Origin of the sequence: Flavobacterium chungbukense, from assembly GCF_020805785.1 — a bacterium.
Lineage (GTDB): Bacteria > Bacteroidota > Bacteroidia > Flavobacteriales > Flavobacteriaceae > Flavobacterium > Flavobacterium chungbukense.
In genome coordinates, this window is the sequence record NZ_JAJGZV010000003.1 from 225,530 (window position 1) to 245,472 (window position 19,943).

A 19,943-nucleotide genomic window follows, 5' to 3' on the forward strand; every position below is an offset into this window, starting at 1 on the left:
ATTATTTATTTTTAAAATTTGAGATAAAACCGTCTCTTTTCTTTATCCTCACACAGAAAATTGACGCTATTTTGGATGGTTAATTATTAATTCTTTTTAATTGCTTTTCTAATTCCTCGACACCTTTTTCAGTAGCCATTGCTCGAGTATGATATTCTAATGCTTCCAATTCAATTCTCTGCGCTTCACTTTCAGAAACTGTATTTTCATTAATATGAAAAACAAGTGTGTAATAAAACCTCACATAAACCTCCACATTCAAATCATTTCTGTAAAGCCCTTCTCGAATTCCTTTTTCAATATTATCTTTAAAACACTGTGTACATTGTTCAATTTCGAACGAAAGGATATTTTGGTAAATCTCAGGATAATGCTTTTTTAACTGGTAAATTGGAGAAGTGTCAATGTTGTTTTTAAACATATCGCGAAACATTTCTCTAATCTCAAAATTCTCATGGATAGCATTGTAATTTTTGGCTATAATGGTATCCATAATTTCGTGAACTTGTCCATGAACCAAAGAAGTGCTTTCTTCAATCAAAACTTCTTTATTGCAGAAATATTTATATATCGTTTTTTTAGAAATACACATTTCACTTGCAATATCATCCATAGTAACACTCTTAAAACCGAGCTTTAAAAACAACTCGCTTGCTTTTGAAATTATTTTCTCTTTCATCTTAAATTCCTCAAATTGCATTACAAATATACCTCGGAAACTCAAATCAAAAAAAATAGTTTCCGCTTTATTTGTAATAATTTTACATTAATTTATTGATTTAGTAAGAATTATATGCTAAATTCTAAATTTGCAATTAATTTAATATCTTTTCCTAGCGCTAAACCTCCGTTATGCTGAAAAGAATTATAATCTAATCCAAAATCCTGGCGTTTGATATCACCTTTAATCTCAAAGGCAACTTTTTGCTCTCCATTGTAATTATTAACTCCAAGAAATTCAGCATCAAGTTCTACTACTCTCGTAACGTCTTTTATCGTTAAATCTCCTTTAAAGAAGTTAATGTTATTATTTACTTTTTGAAATGAAGTCGATTTAAAACTGATAATCGGGTGTTCATCGACATCAAAAAAATCTTGAAGTTGCAAATTGGTATCAATCGATTGGAAACTTTCGTTTTTGTTATTAATGTCAAATGAAAATTCTACCGATGCATCTTCAATTTCGTTGTCTTCAATATTTACATAACCGCCAAATTTATTTGTTGTTCCTCCTAAATAAGCAATTATCGAATGTCTCATTTTAATTAAAACATCTGATTGTGTAGAATCTAAAGTCCATGTTGTTTTCATAATTAACTGATTTTAATGAGTTTAAAATTTACTCAATCTCATACGGAAACTTTTAGCGTGTTCTTAGTTTCCATTTTACGGTGCAAATATAAACAGGAAACTAAGAATACCAAAAAAGTTTCCAAGTTTTTTTTTATTTTTTTAACGATTTAATTTTGAGACGGTTTAATAAGAAAGATTAAATGTTTGTCAGCATTTCATATTTATCAGGAAATAATTCATAATTGAATTGTATCTTTGAGGCTCGTAAATCAGAATTTCATTTTATGCACGATATTAGTCAGTACCAGGATTTTTTTATTGATTATTTAAAAAAGCAAAATATTCACAAAGAGCCTGTAAACCTTTATGAGCCGATTGAATATATTTTAGGGCTTGGAGGAAAACGCATCCGTCCGGTTTTAACTTTAATGGCTGCCGAAGTTTTTGACACTGATTACACTACTGCTCTTCCTGCAGCAATGGCTGTTGAAGTTTTCCATAATTTTTCTCTTGTACATGATGATATAATGGATGACGCTCCTTTGAGAAGAGGACAAATTACAGTTCATGAAAAATGGAATTTAAATACTGGTATTCTTTCTGGAGATGCCATGTTGATTTTGGCTTACCAATATTTTGAACAATATGAGCCAATTGTTTTTAGAAATTTAGCTAAATTATTTAGCAAAACAGCTCTTGAAGTTTGCGAAGGACAACAATGGGATGTTGATTTCGAAACCCGCAAAGATGTTACGATTCCTGAGTACTTAAAAATGATTGAATATAAAACAGCTGTATTAGTTGCCGCGGCAATGAAAATGGGTGCAATTGTAGCTAAAACTTCAGAAAAAGAAGCTGATTTAATTTACGATTTTGGACTTAATTTAGGCTTGGCCTTTCAATTGCAAGATGATTATCTTGATGCTTTTGGAGATCCAGAAACTTTTGGAAAACAAGTTGGTGGCGATATTATAGAAAATAAAAAAACGTATTTATATCTAAAAGCTTTAGAATTTTCTTCTGCTGAAAAAGCTTCAGAATTAGAGCAATTATTTACTTTACAATTAGAAGATAATATCGAAAAAATAGAAACTGCAAAAACCATTTTTAATGAATCTGGCGCTTCAAAAGCGACACAAGAAGCTATCGAAATGTATACTTTTAAAGCTTTTGAAACTTTAGAAAAAATGGAAATTAATTCTGAAAAGAAAGGCATTTTAAGAACTTTCGGAGAGAATTTAATGGGAAGAAAAGTTTAGTTTTCAGTCGCAGTTTAGTTTTCAGCAACAATCTAAAATCATAAATCAGCAATCTAAAATCTCATGTTTGTAGCACCCATAAATACCGAAGCTTTATTAGCGCAAGCGCAAACAGAGACTCTATATTTAAACCTAATTGAACAAATTAATAAAGATTTTAATTTGGCCAATGAAGGAATTGATTTTCCGTTGAGCATTTCGCCAGAAGAACTAAAAATTCAGCTTCACGAAAAAATCTACAGAATGATTCAGTACAAATTTGCTGAATATTTGAATCTGCTTTACATTATTGATGTTCCTGAAAATGACATTAAAAAACTTGACGGATCAGATTTGGTTATTTTGGCTGAACAAGTTGCTTTTCTAGTACTAAAAAGAGAATGGCAGAAGGTTTGGTTTCGAAATTATTACAAATAAGGTTCTAAGGCTCTGAGATGCTAAGATTCTAAGGTTTTTTATCATTAAAACGAACTATACTTCCTAATTTATCTAATTCATTAATTAGTCCAAAACCTTCAGTATCTATTTTACTTCCTATAATCTGGAAACGAGCATTTTTAAAACAAATCTTTGCTATTCCTACTGTTTTTGTTTTCTTTTTAAAGATAAAAATATCTCTATATTCAGCAATACAAGCACAAGCATCATTTTTTAATGAATCTTTTTCGCTGAATACATTTTCAATTTCTTTTTGCTGTTTAACAGAAAGTTTTGATTGGTTATAATTGTATTTCAATAAAAGATTTTCAAAATTTTTATTAGAAAGAGTCTCCGGATAATTTCCATAAAAAAAGCTAGAAAATTCTTTTTTCTTTTCTTCCTTTAAACTGTCATCATGAGATGAATGCTCAAAATTGCTTCTAGAAGCCAAATAATAATGATCAATTTTATCAGAATCAAAAAAAGGTCGTAATTCTTTCTTTACAACCTTTTCATTAGTGTTTTTTGATTTCTCCGAATTATTACAACTTAATACAATAATTCCAATAAGTATAAAAATAAATTTCTTCAATTTTCAGAATTTAAAAACTTAGAATCTTAGTATCTCAGCACCTTAGCATCTTTAGAAATACACTCTCACAAAAGGCATAAATCCAGATCCGTAGAGGCTTTTGTTCGGATTATACAAAACGTCGTAACGTGCGCCGATTGTTACACTTCCAGTTCTGTAACCTGCACCTAAATATAATGCAGTATTCCAATAACTATCAGAATAAGAAGGTCTATTAAAATTGGACTCGTATCTGGTATCCACTCTAACCTGCTCTAATTCGGCAGATAATTGAATTTCCGGAATCGGGTTTACAAGCGTTATTAAACTTCCTCCATAAACGTACGATTCATAATAATTTCTTGAGTTTAAGTAACCAAATTGTAAACCGACACCAACCGCAACTATTTCGTTGACATTGTAAATTGCACTGGGCATTACAGAAATATCGGTATAACCAGAACCAAATCCAAGACCTAATCCACCTCCAAACTGAACTTTATCCCAGAAATGGCTGCTGTTGTCTATGACATAATTTTGCTGTGCAAAGGAATAACTTGAGAAAAAGACGGTCAAAATCACAAAATAATATTTGCAATCGATTGAAAAATGAATTTTATTCATAGTTAACGTTTATTTTAACAAATTTTTACGTAAAAGTACGTAAAAAAAAGATTTAAATAAATGTGATTGTTGTACTTTTGCCTTTCTATATAACAAAAAGTATATTCACTCATATTATGGATAGGTTTTCATTTTTAAACGCAGCGCATACCGAGTTTTTTGCACAATTATACGATCAATATTTAGTAAACCCAGACAGCGTTGAGCCTAGCTGGAGAAGTTTCTTTCAAGGTTTTGACTTTGGACAAACGACTTATAACGACGAAAACCCTGTGCAAACGATCGTTGAGTACGTGACTAGCGACAATACAGATTACAGTCAAGTTTCAGAAAAACTAAAGAAAGAATTCAACGTTTTAAAATTAATTGACGGATACCGTACGCGCGGACATTTATTCACGAAAACAAATCCAGTTCGTGACCGTAGAACTTCATCTCCGACTTTGGATATCGAAAACTTCGGTTTATCTTCAGCTGATCTTTCGACTGTTTTTGATGCTGCTCAAACAATCGGTTTAGCGCCTTCTTCTTTACAAGATATCGTAAATCGCCTAAAAGCTATTTACTGCCAGCATATTGGTATTGAGTATATGTACATTAGAAATCCTGGCGTTGTAAAATGGATTCAAGATAAATTGGCTGTAAATGTAAATCAGCCAAATTTCTCTACAGAAGAAAAGAAAACAATCTTAAATAAATTAAACGAAGCTGTTTCTTTTGAGAACTTCCTTCATACTAAATATGTTGGACAAAAACGTTTCTCATTAGAAGGTGGTGAATCTATCATCCCAGCTTTAGATGCTTTAATCGAACAAGCTGCTGAAAAAGGTGTTGAACAATTCGTAATGGGAATGGCTCACCGTGGCCGTTTGAACGTTTTGGCAAACATCTTTAACAAATCAACTCAAGATATTTTTGGTGAGTTTGACGGTAAAGATTACGATCAGGAATATTTTGACGGTGACGTAAAATACCACTTAGGTCTTACGGCTGACAAAAAAACAAGATCAGGAAAAAGCATCAACATCAATTTAGCACCAAACCCTTCTCACCTAGAAACGGTTGGAGCTGTAATTGAAGGTATCACAAGAGCAAAACAAGACAAATATTATGCTGATGATTTCTCTAAAGTATTGCCAATCGCGGTGCACGGAGATGCTGCAATCGCAGGTCAAGGTATTTTATATGAAATCATTCAAATGGCACAGCTTGATGGTTACAAAACTGGAGGAACAATCCATATTGTAATCAACAACCAAGTTGGATTTACAACAAACTACTTAGACGCTCGTTCTTCTACTTATTGTACAGATGTTGCTAAAGTAACTTTATCTCCAGTATTACACGTAAATGCTGACGATGCTGAAGCTGTTGTACATGCTGTATCTTTTGCATTAGATTACAGAATGCAATTTGGACGTGATGTATTTATCGACTTATTAGGTTACAGAAAATACGGTCACAACGAAGGTGATGAACCTCGTTTCACTCAACCAGTTTTATATAAAATCATTGCTAAACATAAAAACCCAAGAGACATTTACGCAGAAAAATTACTTTCTGAAGGCGTAATCGATGCATCTTATGTAAATGGTTTAGAAAAACAATACAAATCTGCTTTAGAAGAAAACTTAGAAGCTTCTCGTAAAAAAGATTTAACAATCATTACTCCATTCATGAAAAACGAATGGGACGGATTTGTTCAGGTAACAGATACACAAATGCTTCAAAAAGTGGATACTACTTTTGCTAAAGAAGGATTGGATTCTATTATCAACACAATCTCAACTTTACCAGAAGACAAAAAGTTTATCAATAAAATAACTAAAATTGTTACCGATAGAAAAACAGGTTACGATAATAACACTGTTGATTGGGGAACTGCAGAAGCTTTAGCTTACGGTTCGCTTTTAACAGAAGGATTTGATGTTCGTATTTCTGGTCAGGATGTTGAAAGAGGAACTTTCTCTCACCGTCATGCCGTTGTTAAAGTAGAAGATTCTGAAGAAGAAGTAATTCTATTAGATGCTATAGAAAACAAAAAAGGAAAATTCGGCGTATTCAATTCACTTTTATCTGAGTACGGAGTTCTTGGTTTTGATTACGGATATGCATTAGCAAATCCAAAAGCCTTAACAATCTGGGAAGCACAATTTGGAGATTTCTCTAACGGAGCCCAAATCATGATTGACCAATATATTTCTTGTGGAGAAGACAAATGGAACAATCAAAATGGTATTGTTTTATTATTACCTCACGGATATGAAGGACAAGGTGCAGAACACTCTTCTGCAAGAATGGAGCGTTACTTACAACTTTGTGCAAGACAAAATATGTATGTTGCAGATTGTACAACGCCAGCCAACTTCTTTCACTTGTTAAGAAGACAAATGAAAACTAATTTCCGTAAACCTTTAGTCGTTTTCTCTCCAAAAAGTTTATTACGTGATCCAAGATGCGTATCTACAGTTGAAGAATTAGCAAACGGAAGTTTCCAAGAAACAATTGATGACAATACAGTAGATAAAAAGAAAGTAAAAACATTAGTTTTTGTTACTGGTAAATTCTACTATGACATTGTTGCTGAAAGAGAAAACAACGGAAGAAATGATGTTGCCGTTGTTCGTATCGAACAATTATTCCCTTTCCCAGTTGAGCAAATCAAAGAAATTATTGCACAATATCCAAATGCAGATGATTACGTTTGGGCGCAAGAAGAACCTAAAAACATGGGAGCTTATAGCTTTATGTTAATGAACTTTGATCTTGTAAAATGGAGATTGGCTTCATTAAAAGCATACGCTGCTCCAGCATCTGGAAGTTATACACGTGCAAAACGTCGTCATGCAGATGCAATTAGAATGGTATTCGATAAAAATTTATTTAGATAATTAAAAAAATTGTTTCAAGTTTCAATCCCGATAGCTATCGGGATTGAAACCATAAAAACCTTAAACAAAAACAAGATGATTTTAGAAATGAAAGTCCCATCACCAGGGGAATCAATAAAAGAAGTTGAAATTGCAACTTGGTTAGTAAAAGACGGAGATTATGTAGAAAAAGATCAGGCAATTGCTGAAGTTGATTCAGACAAAGCTACTCTTGAATTACCTGCTGAAATGAGCGGTGTAATTACACTAAAAGCTGAAGAAGGTGACACAGTAGCAGTTGGTGCTGTAGTTTGTTTAATTGATACTGATGCAGCAAAACCGGCAGGTGACGCAGCAGCAGCTCCAGCAGCTGAGGCTCCAAAAGCGGAAGCACCGAAAGCGGAAGCACCGAAAGCTGAAGCTCCAAAGGCAGAAGTAAAAGCTGAGGCTCCAGCAGCTACAAGTTATGCAGCTGGAACTCCATCTCCTGCAGCAAGAAAAATATTAGATGAAAAAAATATAGCTCCGGCAACAGTTTCAGGAACTGGTAAAGGAGGAAGAATCACTAAAGACGATGCTGTAAATGCAGTACCTTCTATGGGAACTCCAACTGGTGGAAGCCGTGGAACTGAGCGTACAAAATTATCTATGTTACGTCGTAAAGTAGCAGAAAGATTAGTTTCGGCTAAAAACGAAACAGCTATGCTTACTACTTTCAACGAAGTAAACATGACGCCAATCAACCAAATTCGTAACGAATACAAAGATGCTTTCAAAGCTAAACATGGTGGTTTAGGTTTAGGTTTCATGTCATTCTTTACAAAAGCAGTTACAAGAGCTTTAGAATTATATCCAGATGTAAACTCAATGATGGATGGTGATTACAAAATCGCTTACGATTTTGCTGATATCTCAATCGCAGTTTCTGGACCAAAAGGATTAATGGTTCCTGTTGTTCGTAATGCTGAATTGTTAACTTTCCGCGGAATTGAAGCTGAAATCAAAAGATTAGCTTTAAGAGCTCGCGATGGTCAAATTACAGTTGACGATATGACTGGAGGAACTTTCACAATTACAAATGGTGGAGTTTTCGGAAGTATGTTATCTACTCCAATTATCAACCCTCCTCAATCAGGAATTTTAGGAATGCACAACATTATTGAGCGTCCAATTGCTGTAAACGGAAAAGTTGAAATTCACCCAATGATGTACGTTGCGCTTTCTTATGATCACAGAATTATCGACGGACGTGAGTCTGTTGGTTTCTTAGTTGCTGTAAAAGAAGCTTTAGAAAATCCAGTAGAATTATTAATGAATGGAGATGCTAAACGTGCTTTAGAACTATAATTCTAAAACACTTTCCTTACATAAACCCCTGCTCTTTCCAGAGTAGGGGTTTCTTTTTTTAGTCCTATTCTTATTAAGTTAATTTTAAACAAAAATTAAGGCATTTAATTTGGAATAAATAAAAATAAAGCTTGCGTGATAAACATTCAACTATTACATTTGCGCTATTAAAATCAATTCTAAATAAAAATGAAATTTAAATTTACGATTTCTCTTTTGAGTTTTTGTTTTGCTTTATTGACCTGCGTATCTGCTGTGGCTCAAGAAAAAGCAACTGTAAAAGGTAAAATATCTTTAAATACTAACGAATCTCCTGAAGGAATTTCATTAGCATTGAAAGGCACAAGATTTGGAACAATTGCTGACGAAGAAGGTAATTATAAAATCAAAAATATTAAACCTGGAACTTACACCTTAAAAGTTTCAGCTGTCGGTTACAACACAATAGAAAAAAAGATTACTATTGCTGAAGGACAAGAATTAACTGAAAATTTCAATATTACTTCAAATTCAGAAGAACTAACAGAAATAGTTGTAAATGGCCGTAAAAATAGTTTTGCACGCAAAGACAACCAACAAGTTTCAAGATTACCACTTAAAAATCTTGAAAATCCACAAGTTTATACTACCATTACAGGAGGCGTACTAAAAGAACAAGTAGTTACAACATTTGATGATGCATTAAAAAATGCTCCAGGAATTACACAACTTTGGACTGCTACAGGTCGTGGAGGAGATGGAGCAAGTTATTACTCTTTAAGAGGATTTCCTGTTCAGGCAACTATCGTTAATGGTGTACCGGGTCTAACAAACGGTAGTCTAGATCCTGCTAACATTGACAGAGTTGAAATTATTAAAGGACCATCTGGAACTTTATTTGGAAGCAGTTTAATTTCTTATGGAGGATTAATCAATACTACAACAAAAAGACCTTATAAAGGTTTTGGAGGAGAAGTAAATTATACTGTTGGAAGCTATGGCTTAAACCGTGTAACTGCAGATCTTAATACAGGCCTTAACGACAAAAAAACACTTAATTTTAGAGTTAACTCTGCCTACAACAAACAAAATACTTTTCAGGATGCTGGTTTTAGAGAATCTTATTTTATCGCGCCATCTTTATCTTATGAAGTGAATGATAGATTATCTTTCTTAGTTAATACAGAATTCATGAGCAATGAAACAACAAACCCAACCATGTTGTTTTTAGATAGAGCAAATCCGTTAAGAGTTCACAATATTGCTGAATTAAAATACGACAACAAACGTTCTTATACGAGCGACGAATTAACAATAAAAACGCCTTCTTACAATATTCAGGCACAAATGAACTATAAGCTTTCTAGCCAATGGACTTCTCAAACGATTTTCTCGACTAGTCAAGCCAAGTCAACTGGAAATTACGCTTATCTATATGAAGGAACAGCATCTACGCCAATTCAAGATGGAATTGTTTTGGCAAGATATTTTAATTACCAAGACAACAAAAACACAACATTTGATATTCAACAAAACTTTATTGGTGATTTTAAAATCGGAAACTTAAGAAATAGGCTTGTTGTTGGTTTAGATTATTACAATCGAGTTGGTCTTGATCGCGGTACAGGATACTTTGGTAATGGTTATATTTATATTGGAGACGATTTAGCATCATTCAATGCCATTTTCGGACCATCAAACGGTGATACAGGAGATCTAACAAAAGCGGGGTCTGACGCAATAGTAGGAAATGCTCCAAGAAACAACGCTAAAACGAAACAAGAAGTTTACAGCGCTTACTTTTCTGATGTAATTAACTTTACTCCAGCTTTTTCTGCAATGGTAAGTTTACGTGCCGACCGTTTCATGAACAGCGGAGATGTTTCGACAGATGCTGATGATTATAACCAAACTTCTTTTTCTCCAAAATTTGGATTGGTATATCAACCTATAATTGATAAGGTATCTATTTTCGCAAACTATATGAATGGTTTCTCAAACGTAGCACCAGGCGAAAATGTTAATGGAACAGTGAGAACTCCTGTTACATTTGATCCTGAACATGCTAACCAAATCGAATTCGGAACAAAATTGAACATTTTTAGAGACAAAATATACGCTACTTTAAGCTACTACGACATTAAAGTTTCTAATCAAGCTTATAGCGTTAGACCTAATGCAACTGACGTAATAAACTATCAAGACGGTGGTCAGCACAATAAAGGTTTTGAAACTGAAATTATTGCTAACCCTGTTACAGGTCTAAATATTATTCTTGGATACAGCTACAATGACGCTACTTTAACTCAAGGTGATGCTGATTTCGTAGGATTCAGACCTGAGAGCTCAGGAGCTTACAATATGGCAAACTTATGGGCTAGCTACAAATTTACTAGCGGAACCTTGAGAGGTTTTGGTTTAGGATTTGGAGGAAACTATGTTGGAGATAACAAAATCATGAATAGAAAAGTTTCAGGGACATTTACAATTCCAGAATATACCGTGCTAAATTCTTCTTTATTTTATAATACGGAAAGATTTGGTATTACATTAAAACTAAACAATATCGCAAATAAAGAAATCTATGACGGATGGTCAACTATACATCCTAAAGATCCTAGAACTTTTGCTGCAAGTTTCTCTTATAAATTCTAATAAAAAATCAATAAAAAACACTTTTCTAATAAAAGAAAGGTGTTTTTTAAATTTTAAAAGATTATGATTACAATTGCCAGTCTTATTGTCTTTTTAGCTTTTTACACGCTTTATTACACTTCAAAAAGAGCTGTATTGTCGTATGATTTAGGTTTTGAAAAATGGATGAAAGATAATCCAAAACCAACTAAACTCATCGGATTATCACTTCTTGTAACCGCTTATGCAATGTGGCTTGTGACACAATCACTAGGCTGTGGCACTTTAATGTTTTTTATTCAATTAATGACCATTGGAAGTTTGATCGTGATTCTTCAACCATTAAAAAAAGTAAACAGCAAAGCACTTTTAGCATTGCTTGTTTTTGTCGCGCTATTAGAACTTTACTATAACTAATATCATTTTCAAAATACAATATGCCAGCTAATTCAAAATATTTAAATCCTGCTTTTTGGCCACGCTTTTCTAAAATTACAGCCGCAATTTTAGGAGGATACTTTGTTTCTGTTACTTTTCATTTGGCTTTAGCTTCTTGGTTTAATCGTGCAGATGTGCTTATAACAATGGCTTTTAGTGGTTTTATTCTTTGGGTAGCTCTAATGGTAATTGCTTTTTTAGCCAAAAGCGGCTGGAAAATATGGGGAATTTACATACTTCTTACTTTGCTTTTCTGTCTTTTTATTTATTTGGGTCAAACTTATAACACGGCGAAATAATTTTTATGAACAACCGTCATTACAATATCTATTTTCACACTCATACTGTCAGCGGAATCGTCATCAGTGTGGTTCTTTTTGTTATTTTCTTTGCTGGATCTTTTTCTTTTTTTAGAGATGAAATCATCAATTGGGAAAGAAGTGAATCTACCGCAATTACAAGAGAAATTCAATTAGACTACGACAAAGCTCTCCAGCATTTGGATAAAAAATATATTTTGCACGGTCGAAATATTACCATCTCAAAACCTTCTATAGAAGAAAGAGTTGGCGTTTATATGGAGGGAACAAAAGATACTTTGGCTCCAGCAAAACAAAAAGAAGGTCAGTTTTTCTATTTAAACCCTAAAAGCTATAAATCTTTTACTTACGAAGAATCTTATTCACTAGGTGAACTTTTATACCGATTACATTTCTTGGCACAAATTCCTTATCCAATTGGATATTATTTATCAGGTTTTATTGCTTTGTTTTTCTTGTTTGCAATTGTAACTGGAGTTTTATTGCACTGGAATAAAATTGTTTCAAACTTTTACATTTTCCGTCCGAAAGAAAAACTAAAAACACTTTGGACAGATGCGCACACTGCATTAGGAATGATTGGTCTGCCTTTTCAATTTGTTTACGCAGTTACAGGAGCTTTTTTTATGATAAAACTTCTTATTGTTGCGCCAGCAGTAATGGCCTTGTACAATGGAGATCAAGATAAATTATATAAAGAACTAGAATATACCGATCCCGATTTTAAATTTGAAAATAAAAAACTAGCTACTCCTTTTAATATTGACGAACTGGTTGCCAAAACAAAAAAGAATTGGTCTGATTTTGAAATTACCCGTGTTTTCATTCAAAACTACGGCGATGCCAATATGCACGTTTTGGTTGAAGGAGAATTATTAAGTCATAAAAAATTTACTGGAATCGGAAAAGTAGTTTATCGAATTTCTGATGGAAAAGAAATTGCAAAAAAAGATCCAATCGCACAAACGAGTTATTTAGATGTTGTAAAAAATGTTTTATATCGAATTCATTTTGGGGATTATGGTGGTTATGCTTTAAAAATCGTAAGTTTCATTTTAGGAATTATAACCTGTTTTGTAATTATTTCTGGAGTTATGATTTGGCTAGTTGCCAGACAGAAAAATAATATACCTGAAAAGAAAAGACGTTTCAATGCAGCTGTTGTTCGTATTTATTTGGCGATCTGTTTGAGTATGTACCCAATTACGGCTTTGGCTTTTATCGGAAGCAAAATTTTCTATCCATTAAGTCAATCCAATTTATTTACACTTTATTTCGGAGGCTGGTTATTGCTAACAATCTTCTTTATTATAAAAAAGAACGATTCATTTACCAACAAAGCTTGCTTGATTTCTGGTAGTATTTTAGGTTTCTTAATTCCAATTACAAACGGAATTGTTTCTGGAGATTGGTTTTGGAATTCTTTTATGAACAACAAAATTCAGATTTTCTTTATTGATGTTTTTTGGATTTTCTTGGCTTCAATTTCATTATATGTTGCCTATCATTTAAAACCTAAAAAAGCGGTTGCTTAATTAAGTTTTTCTTCACTAAGCACATTTTTTTAATCTCGCAAAGACGCAAAGTCGCAAAGAACTATTTAAAATAAAACTTTGAGACTTTGCGTCTTTGCGAGATTTATATTTTTCTACATTTAATCTTTTCTCATGATTGCCCCACGAATTATTTAGAATAATTTGTCCCATATAGATTTTGAGCATACTTTTACGCTTTTAATCAAAAAATGGGTTTCAAAACTAAAATACGTTTTCTGCATAAATGGCTCGGATTAATTTCTGGGCTAATTGTTTTTATAATCAGTGTTACGGGCTGTATTTTCTGTTTTCATGATGAAATAAAAGACATTACACGAAAAGAATGGCGTTTGGTTGAAGCTCAAAACAAACCATTTCTTCTTCCTTCCGTTTTAGAAGAAAAAGCAAAAGAAATTGTTCCGAAGAATAAAGTAAGTATGGTTTCTTATTATGGGAAAAACCGTTCTGCAATTGTCTACACGTATTCTGATTCTGAAAACTTATATCTGTATTTTAATCCGTACTCCGGAAAATATTTAAAAACAGAAAATCCGAAAACCGATTTTTTCATTATTGTTGAATACATTCATTTGTACTTACTGCTTCCAGATTATATTGGAAAACATATTATTGGTGGTGCGACTATCCTTTTTATTCTTTTATTAATTTCTGGAATGGTCCAATGGTGGCCGAAAAAAAGATCTGATTTAAAAAGAAGTTTTACCATAAAATGGTCCGCCAAATGGCGTCGCGTGAATTATGATTGGCATAATACTTCTGGCTTTTACATTTCCATTATTGCCTTAATTTTAGCCATAACTGGGCTTACCTTTACGTACGAATGGGTTGGGGACGGAATTTATAAATCCGTTAATTTTGGAGGAGACAAAGCTTTGGAAACTAAACTTCCTGTTGTTGACACCACAAAATTCAAAATAAATGCTACAAAAGCAATTGATCTTGCATTTATTCAAACTAAAAAACTGCAACCAAATGCAGAAATGATGTTTGTTTTAATTCCGCAGCAAAAAGGTAATATTATCAGTACAGGCGCATATCCGCATACGTTACGATATGATCATCAAAGCAATTATTACTTTCATCCAAATGATGGAAAACTACTTCAGAAACAACCTTTTGAAAATAAAAGTTTCGGTTTGCAAGTAGTAGAAATGAATTATGGAATTCATACTGGTCAAGTATTAGATTTACCGGGAAAAATTATTGCTTTTATCGTCAGTTTATTTGCTGCGGCACTTCCTGTAACAGGATTTATAATTTGGTATGGAAGAAATTTCAAAAGCAAAAAAATTAAAGCATAAAAAAACCGTCCTTAAAAGAACGGTTTAATTTATCTAAGAAATATTCTTAATTAGTTTCTGTTGGCAACAGCATTTTTTTGGATATTCTTAACTGAACTCACTTTACTGTCAGCGTAAGCTACTTCGGTAAGATTTTTTTCATTGAAAAACATCCATTTTCCAGTTTTTAATCCCTCAGTATATTCACCTTCTACAGTTTTATTCCCTCTTTCATCATAAGATACCCAAACACCGTCCAATTTCCCATCTTTAAAAAAGCCTTCCTGTTGTATTTTACCATTGTTATAATAATAAGTAGCTTTTACTTTATTTCCAACAGTTTCTAACTCAGGTTTACCTTCTTGTGCTGATAAAATTCCAGAGAATAACACAGCCGCTAAAATCACACACTTTTTCATATCTTTAGGTATTAAATGTTATCAAATTGTTATCAAATATAGTTAATAGTTTACATTAAAAAAACTTTTACTTAACAATTTGATAACATTGAGTAAAAACTTAACATTGGAAAAGTAGATAAAACGAAAAAACCAGCGCTAAAGCACTGGTTTTACTGGTATTTTATAAAAAACTGAAATTAACGATAACGTTGTAAATTTCGTAAATATTTTAGTTCAATAAAGCGCTAAGTTGTTTATCTAACTCAGCATCAGATGGTCTAGGAGCATCAGATTTAACAATATTTCCTTGTGGATCGATCAAAATAAATCTTGGAATTCCGGTTACGCCATAATTCATAACAAATTCAGATTCCCAATCTTTATCAGCAAAAAGCTGTATTCCGCCAAGATGCTTATCGGTTACAAATTTTTTCCATTTTTCATTGTCTTTCAACTTATCGATAGAAATACTCACGAATTCAATATTTTTTCCATGGTATTTTTCTTCAATCTTTTGCAAGTATGGAATTTCAGCTCTACAAGGCGCGCACCAAGTAGCCCAAAGATCAATGTAAACATATTTTCCTTTCAAGTCAGAAAGCTTTGTTTTTCCGCCTTTAAAATTTTCATAGTCAAAACCAGGAGATGGTTTTCCAATCATTTTATTTGCTTTAGCAACTCTCTCATAATCTTCTGTTGCATATTGGTGGAAACTTTCAAAGCTACGTTTTAAAGCAGCTTTAAATTCAGGATCGAAATCACCTTTCTCAAGACTTTCTGTGTCCTTTTTTAATTTCGTATCCAATAAAACCGCAAACTCTCCTTCCTCTTTTTTGAAAGCATCATTCTGAAAAGTTTCATCTCTTAAAGCTTGCTGCGCTAAAAAATTACTTTCATTTACACCTTTACCTTTATATACAATCGTTTCATCAAATTCTTTGGCATTCATTGTTAGATTAACTTCAGAATTTGGTTTCAAATAAAGATTTGAAGATTCTTTTCCATCAGAAAACATATAAAATCCCTTTGGAGCATCAAAAGTTGCAGCAAAAATTCCTTTTTTATCAATTGGAATTACTTGTTTAAAATTATCTCTTCCTTTAATAGTTAACGTATCACTATTTCTATTTTCGATTTTAGCAGTGAATTTAATCGAATTAGCGCTTTGTCCTATAACGTTCAAAGCATTAAAAATTACCAAACCAGCAACAAAAAGTTTCTTCATGGATATTATTATTTGTTTTTTAGAGAATCAAAACTAAAAAATTAAAGCTTCGAAATTTCACAATTAACAATTTATTTGAAATTATTATGCATCAACTTATCACTTTACTATATTAATTTGAATTTTGTGTTTACTTTTGCAGTCTAAAATTTAGATCATGTATAGAAGTCATAATTGCGGCGAACTAAATGCCTCAAATATTAATACGGAAGTTACACTAGCGGGATGGGTACAAAAATCACGCGATAAAGGATTTATGAACTGGGTTGACTTACGTGACCGTTACGGAATTACACAACTTATTTTTGACGAAAGCCGTACCGATAAAACTGTTTTTGAATTGGCAAAAACTCTAGGAAGAGAATTTGTAATTCAAGTAAAAGGAACTGTTATTGAGCGTGAAGCAAAAAACAAAAACATTTCTACTGGTGAAATCGAAATTTTAGTTTCTGAATTGACTATTCTAAACACCGCTTTAACGCCTCCATTTACTATTGAAGATGAAACGGACGGTGGTGAAGATATCAGAATGAAATATCGTTATTTAGATATCCGTAGAAATCCAGTAAAAAATAGCTTATTATTCCGTCACAAAGTGGCAATGGAAGTTCGTAAATATTTATCTGATTTAGATTTCTGCGAAGTTGAAACTCCTTATTTAATCAAATCGACTCCAGAAGGAGCAAGAGATTTCGTTGTACCAAGTCGTATGAACGAAGGTCAGTTTTATGCATTACCGCAATCTCCACAAACTTTCAAACAACTTTTGATGGTTGGTGGAATGGATAAATATTTCCAAATCGTGAAATGTTTCCGTGATGAAGATTTGCGTGCAGACCGTCAGCCTGAGTTTACTCAAATTGACTGCGAAATGGCATTTGTGGAACAAGAAGACATTTTGAATGTTTTTGAAGGTTTGACAAGACATTTATTGAAAGAAATCAAAGGTATCGAAGTAGATAAATTCCCAAGAATTACTTACGACTATGCTATGAAAACATACGGAAATGACAAACCGGACATTCGTTTCGGAATGAAGTTTGGCGAATTGAACGAATTTGCACAGCACAAAGAATTCCCAGTTTTCAATACAGCAGAATTAGTTGTCGGAATCGCAGTTCCTGGAGCAGGAAATTATACTCGTAAAGAAATTGACGGATTAATTGACTGGGTAAAACGTCCGCAAGTTGGAGCATCTGGAATGGTCTACGTAAAATGCAACGAAGACGGAACATACAAATCATCTGTAGATAAATTCTACGATCAAGATGATTTGACAAATTGGGCAAAAGCAACAGAAGCAAATCCTGGCGATATGATTTTTGTACTTTCTGGTCCTGCAAATAAAACTCGTGCACAGCTTTCTGCACTTCGTATGGAATTAGCAACTCGTTTAGGATTACGTAAACCTGAAGAATTTGCTCCATTATGGGTTGTAGATTTCCCGTTATTGGAATTGGACGAAGAAAGCGGCCGTTATCACGCTATGCACCATCCCTTTACTTCTCCAAAACCAGAAGACATGGCTTTGTTAGAAACAGAACCAGGAAAAGTTCGTGCAAATGCTTACGATATGGTGTTGAATGGAAATGAAATTGGTGGTGGATCAATTCGTATTCACGATAAAGCAACACAACAATTAATGTTCAAATATTTAGGATTTACCGAAGAAGAAGCAAAAGCACAATTTGGTTTCTTAATGGACGCTTTTCAATTTGGAGCTCCGCCACACGGAGGATTAGCATTTGGATTGGACAGATTAGTTGCTATTCTAGGCGGTCAAGAAACCATCAGAGATTTTATTGCTTTCCCAAAAAACAATTCTGGGCGTGATGTTATGATTGATGCACCAGCTGCAATTGATGATGCTCAATTAAAAGAATTGCACATTAAAATCGATTCTATTTAAGATAAAATCTTAAAAAAAAGTATAAAAAAGCGGCTGAAAATTCTCAGTCGCTTTTTTTCTGTCAAAAAATGAAGAAATAATCTTAAAATTTTCGTTTTTCGCAATATGAAATTCCTACAAATTAAATTTTTTAATATTCTTACAATTAATGATTCTTAAATTATCGTATTTCATATAAAATTTGATGCAATAAACCACGTAAAAACACTGGAAATCAATAATTTTTACAAAAAATTAACACGTACATGTCTTTTGTATGATTTTATATGTTACATTTGTTTTATTATAAATTATTATTACAATTACAATGCGTACAGGTACAGTAAAATTTTTCAATGAGTCTAAAGGTTATGGATTCATTACAGACGAAGAAACAGGAAAGGACATCTTCGTTCACGCTTCAGGAATTAACGCGGAAGAATTACGCGAAGGTGACCGTGTAAGCTACGAAGAAGAAGAAGGAAGAAAAGGGAAAGTTGCTGCTAAAGTAGCAGTAATCTAAGAAAAATATAGCAATTTATTTTTTTTGCCTCTGAATGGTCTCAGAAGACGTCCCGAAGTATCGGGACGTTTTTTTTTGGACAAATCTTAAAAAAATATTAAAATACCCTCATGTTATTTATAATCAATAAAAATTAGGCATAAACGCAGTTTCGCACCCTACTTAAAACCTTTTTTAGCTTGTGTTTTACAGAGTTCCAAGTTATCTTTGTGGCTCATTTTTTAAGTATAAAACCGAAGTTTATGCAATCCGATCAATACAGTTACATTCCTATTTTAATGCAGTTTATTCTAGCTGTTGGTTTTGTGGTAGGAACAATCATTATCTCTGGAAAATTAGGCCCTAAAAGAAACTCTGAAGTTAAAGATAAAAACTTCGAATGTGGTATCGAATCTGTTGGTAACGCCCGTATTCCTTTTTCTGTAAAATATTTCCTTGTTGCCATTTTGTTCGTATTGTTTGACGTAGAGGTAATTTTCCTTTATCCTTGGGCAGTAAACTTCAAAGATTTAGGAATTGAAGGAATGTTAAAAATGATCGTTTTCATGTCTTTACTTTTGATTGGTTTTTTCTACATCATCAAAAAGAAGGCATTAGAGTGGGAATAATTAGAGATTTTAGATTTTAGATTTCTGATTTTAGATTTAACCGATTTAGAATTAAAATTTAAAATTTAATCCTCAACAAAAAATTGATTTAAAAAATTGATTTTACTTTTTAAGATTTCAAAAAATCTAAAATCTAAAATCAGAAATCTAAAATAAAATGAGCGATTCAAAAGTAAATATGGTTGCACCGCCAGAAGGAGTTACTGGTGAAGGTTTCTTCGCTACAAAACTTAGTGATGTTGTTGGTTTAGCAAGAGCTAACTCATTATGGCCGCTTCCTTTCGCGACTTCATGCTGTGGTATCGAATTCATGGCAACAATGGCATCTCATTACGATTTAGCTCGATTTGGTTCTGAGCGTGTGAGTTTCTCTCCTCGTCAGGCAGATATGTTATTAGTAATGGGAACTATTTCAAAAAAAATGGCTCCGATTTTAAGACAAGTTTACGAACAAATGGCTGAACCTCGCTGGGTTATCGCTGTTGGAGCTTGCGCTTCTTCAGGAGGTATTTTTGATACTTATTCTGTTTTACAAGGAATTGACAAAGTAATTCCTGTTGACGTATATGTACCAGGTTGCCCGCCAAGACCAGAACAAATTGTAGACGGAGTAATGAGACTTCAAGACTTGGTGAAAAGCGAATCTGTGAGACGCAGAAGCTCACCAGAATACCAAGAATTATTAGCTTCATATAATATCTCATAAG

Annotated in this window: 19 protein-coding genes; 13 read left to right on the forward strand and 6 right to left on the reverse strand. The window is 33.0% G+C overall.

The genetic code is table 11. From position 1 onward, the window contains the following. Nucleotides 1-79 precede the first annotated feature (79 nt). Together LL966_RS11265 and LL966_RS11270 are read right to left on the reverse strand one after the other, a co-directional pair. Nucleotides 80-679, reverse strand: a complete 600-nt coding sequence (locus LL966_RS11265) for a TetR/AcrR family transcriptional regulator (RefSeq protein WP_229353227.1) — start codon at nt 677-679, stop codon at nt 80-82. 110 nt (nt 680-789) lie between these two features. Continuing rightward, nucleotides 790-1,311, reverse strand: coding sequence for a YceI family protein (locus tag LL966_RS11270; protein ID WP_229353229.1), 522 nt, complete (start codon nt 1,309-1,311; stop codon nt 790-792). A 266-nt stretch (nt 1,312-1,577) separates the two neighbouring features. Between LL966_RS11270 and LL966_RS11275 the strand changes: the two genes are divergently transcribed. Then, complete coding sequence (locus LL966_RS11275; protein ID WP_229353231.1) at nt 1,578-2,552, forward strand: polyprenyl synthetase family protein; 975 nt, start codon at nt 1,578-1,580, stop codon at nt 2,550-2,552. A gap of 63 nt (nt 2,553-2,615) precedes the next feature. Further along, a complete protein-coding gene (locus LL966_RS11280; RefSeq protein ID WP_229353233.1) occupies nt 2,616-2,969 on the forward strand; it encodes a hypothetical protein in 354 nt (117 codons plus the stop codon). A 28-nt stretch (nt 2,970-2,997) separates the two neighbouring features. Here the strand turns inward: LL966_RS11280 and LL966_RS11285 are convergent, their stop codons facing one another. Continuing rightward, a complete protein-coding gene (locus LL966_RS11285; RefSeq protein WP_229353235.1) occupies nt 2,998-3,564 on the reverse strand; it encodes a hypothetical protein in 567 nt (188 codons plus the stop codon). Between the two features lie 51 nt (nt 3,565-3,615). Then, on the reverse strand, nt 3,616-4,167 hold the full coding sequence (locus LL966_RS11290) for a hypothetical protein (RefSeq protein WP_229353237.1): 552 nt from the start codon (nt 4,165-4,167) through the stop codon (nt 3,616-3,618). 116 nt (nt 4,168-4,283) lie between these two features. On the opposite strand from LL966_RS11290, the gene LL966_RS11295 reads away from it, so the two are divergent. The 7 genes from LL966_RS11295 to LL966_RS11325 all read left to right on the forward strand — a co-directional run bounded on the left by LL966_RS11295 (nt 4,284) and on the right by LL966_RS11325 (nt 14,612). Then, complete coding sequence (locus LL966_RS11295) at nt 4,284-7,058, forward strand: 2-oxoglutarate dehydrogenase E1 component (protein ID WP_229353239.1); 2,775 nt, start codon at nt 4,284-4,286, stop codon at nt 7,056-7,058. Between the two features lie 75 nt (nt 7,059-7,133). Further along, on the forward strand, nt 7,134-8,384 hold the full coding sequence (gene odhB, locus LL966_RS11300) for a 2-oxoglutarate dehydrogenase complex dihydrolipoyllysine-residue succinyltransferase (protein WP_229353241.1): 1,251 nt from the start codon (nt 7,134-7,136) through the stop codon (nt 8,382-8,384). Between the two features lie 189 nt (nt 8,385-8,573). Continuing rightward, nucleotides 8,574-11,018, forward strand: coding sequence for a TonB-dependent receptor (locus LL966_RS11305; protein WP_229353243.1), 2,445 nt, complete (start codon nt 8,574-8,576; stop codon nt 11,016-11,018). A gap of 63 nt (nt 11,019-11,081) precedes the next feature. Beyond that, the gene (locus tag LL966_RS11310; RefSeq protein WP_229353245.1) at nt 11,082-11,414 is read left to right on the forward strand and encodes a hypothetical protein; all 333 of its coding nucleotides are present in this window, start codon (nt 11,082-11,084) and stop codon (nt 11,412-11,414) included. Between the two features lie 20 nt (nt 11,415-11,434). Further along, a complete protein-coding gene (locus LL966_RS11315) occupies nt 11,435-11,734 on the forward strand; it encodes a hypothetical protein (RefSeq protein ID WP_229353247.1) in 300 nt (99 codons plus the stop codon). Between the two features lie 5 nt (nt 11,735-11,739). Continuing rightward, a complete protein-coding gene (locus LL966_RS11320; protein ID WP_229353249.1) occupies nt 11,740-13,290 on the forward strand; it encodes a PepSY-associated TM helix domain-containing protein in 1,551 nt (516 codons plus the stop codon). A gap of 209 nt (nt 13,291-13,499) precedes the next feature. Then, nucleotides 13,500-14,612 (forward strand): PepSY-associated TM helix domain-containing protein, encoded by a 1,113-nt coding sequence (locus LL966_RS11325; protein WP_229353250.1) that lies wholly within the window; start codon nt 13,500-13,502, stop codon nt 14,610-14,612. 50 nt (nt 14,613-14,662) lie between these two features. Here the strand turns inward: LL966_RS11325 and LL966_RS11330 are convergent, their stop codons facing one another. Together LL966_RS11330 and LL966_RS11335 are read right to left on the reverse strand one after the other, a co-directional pair. Then, nucleotides 14,663-15,010 carry a toxin-antitoxin system YwqK family antitoxin gene (locus LL966_RS11330; protein ID WP_229353252.1) on the reverse strand — a complete coding sequence of 116 codons (348 nt, stop codon included), beginning with the start codon at nt 15,008-15,010 and terminating at the stop codon, nt 14,663-14,665. 211 nt (nt 15,011-15,221) lie between these two features. Beyond that, a complete protein-coding gene (locus LL966_RS11335) occupies nt 15,222-16,217 on the reverse strand; it encodes a TlpA family protein disulfide reductase (RefSeq protein ID WP_229353254.1) in 996 nt (331 codons plus the stop codon). 157 nt (nt 16,218-16,374) lie between these two features. On the opposite strand from LL966_RS11335, the gene aspS reads away from it, so the two are divergent. The 4 genes from aspS to LL966_RS11355 all read left to right on the forward strand — a co-directional run bounded on the left by aspS (nt 16,375) and on the right by LL966_RS11355 (nt 19,942). After that, the gene (aspS, locus tag LL966_RS11340; RefSeq protein ID WP_229353257.1) at nt 16,375-18,126 is read left to right on the forward strand and encodes an aspartate--tRNA ligase; all 1,752 of its coding nucleotides are present in this window, start codon (nt 16,375-16,377) and stop codon (nt 18,124-18,126) included. A gap of 307 nt (nt 18,127-18,433) precedes the next feature. Next, nucleotides 18,434-18,628, forward strand: a complete 195-nt coding sequence (locus tag LL966_RS11345; protein ID WP_007137066.1) for a cold-shock protein — start codon at nt 18,434-18,436, stop codon at nt 18,626-18,628. Between the two features lie 242 nt (nt 18,629-18,870). Then, the gene (locus LL966_RS11350; RefSeq protein WP_229353259.1) at nt 18,871-19,236 is read left to right on the forward strand and encodes an NADH-quinone oxidoreductase subunit A; all 366 of its coding nucleotides are present in this window, start codon (nt 18,871-18,873) and stop codon (nt 19,234-19,236) included. 157 nt (nt 19,237-19,393) lie between these two features. Beyond that, nucleotides 19,394-19,942: an NADH-quinone oxidoreductase subunit B gene (locus tag LL966_RS11355; protein ID WP_184158426.1), complete on the forward strand. Its 549-nt coding sequence runs from the start codon at nt 19,394-19,396 to the stop codon at nt 19,940-19,942. Nucleotide 19,943: the final 1 nt, after the last annotated feature.

Excerpts from the sequence above, each read along its gene's own strand:
- LL966_RS11265 (WP_229353227.1), bottom strand. The coding sequence starts at position 679 with ATGAAAGAGAAAATAATTTCAAAAGCAAGCGAGTTGTTTTTAAAGCTC.
- LL966_RS11270 (WP_229353229.1), bottom strand. The coding sequence starts at position 1,311 with ATGAAAACAACATGGACTTTAGATTCTACACAATCAGATGTTTTAATT.
- LL966_RS11275 (WP_229353231.1), top strand. The coding sequence starts at position 1,578 with ATGCACGATATTAGTCAGTACCAGGATTTTTTTATTGATTATTTAAAA.
- LL966_RS11280 (WP_229353233.1), top strand. The coding sequence starts at position 2,616 with ATGTTTGTAGCACCCATAAATACCGAAGCTTTATTAGCGCAAGCGCAA.
- LL966_RS11290 (WP_229353237.1), bottom strand. The coding sequence starts at position 4,167 with ATGAATAAAATTCATTTTTCAATCGATTGCAAATATTATTTTGTGATT.
- LL966_RS11295 (WP_229353239.1), top strand. The coding sequence starts at position 4,284 with ATGGATAGGTTTTCATTTTTAAACGCAGCGCATACCGAGTTTTTTGCA.
- odhB (WP_229353241.1), top strand. The coding sequence starts at position 7,134 with ATGATTTTAGAAATGAAAGTCCCATCACCAGGGGAATCAATAAAAGAA.
- LL966_RS11305 (WP_229353243.1), top strand. The coding sequence starts at position 8,574 with ATGAAATTTAAATTTACGATTTCTCTTTTGAGTTTTTGTTTTGCTTTA.
- LL966_RS11310 (WP_229353245.1), top strand. The coding sequence starts at position 11,082 with ATGATTACAATTGCCAGTCTTATTGTCTTTTTAGCTTTTTACACGCTT.
- LL966_RS11315 (WP_229353247.1), top strand. The coding sequence starts at position 11,435 with ATGCCAGCTAATTCAAAATATTTAAATCCTGCTTTTTGGCCACGCTTT.
- LL966_RS11320 (WP_229353249.1), top strand. The coding sequence starts at position 11,740 with ATGAACAACCGTCATTACAATATCTATTTTCACACTCATACTGTCAGC.
- LL966_RS11325 (WP_229353250.1), top strand. The coding sequence starts at position 13,500 with ATGGGTTTCAAAACTAAAATACGTTTTCTGCATAAATGGCTCGGATTA.
- LL966_RS11330 (WP_229353252.1), bottom strand. The coding sequence starts at position 15,010 with ATGAAAAAGTGTGTGATTTTAGCGGCTGTGTTATTCTCTGGAATTTTA.
- LL966_RS11335 (WP_229353254.1), bottom strand. The coding sequence starts at position 16,217 with ATGAAGAAACTTTTTGTTGCTGGTTTGGTAATTTTTAATGCTTTGAAC.
- aspS (WP_229353257.1), top strand. The coding sequence starts at position 16,375 with ATGTATAGAAGTCATAATTGCGGCGAACTAAATGCCTCAAATATTAAT.
- LL966_RS11345 (WP_007137066.1), top strand. The coding sequence starts at position 18,434 with ATGCGTACAGGTACAGTAAAATTTTTCAATGAGTCTAAAGGTTATGGA.
- LL966_RS11350 (WP_229353259.1), top strand. The coding sequence starts at position 18,871 with ATGCAATCCGATCAATACAGTTACATTCCTATTTTAATGCAGTTTATT.
- LL966_RS11355 (WP_184158426.1), top strand. The coding sequence starts at position 19,394 with ATGAGCGATTCAAAAGTAAATATGGTTGCACCGCCAGAAGGAGTTACT.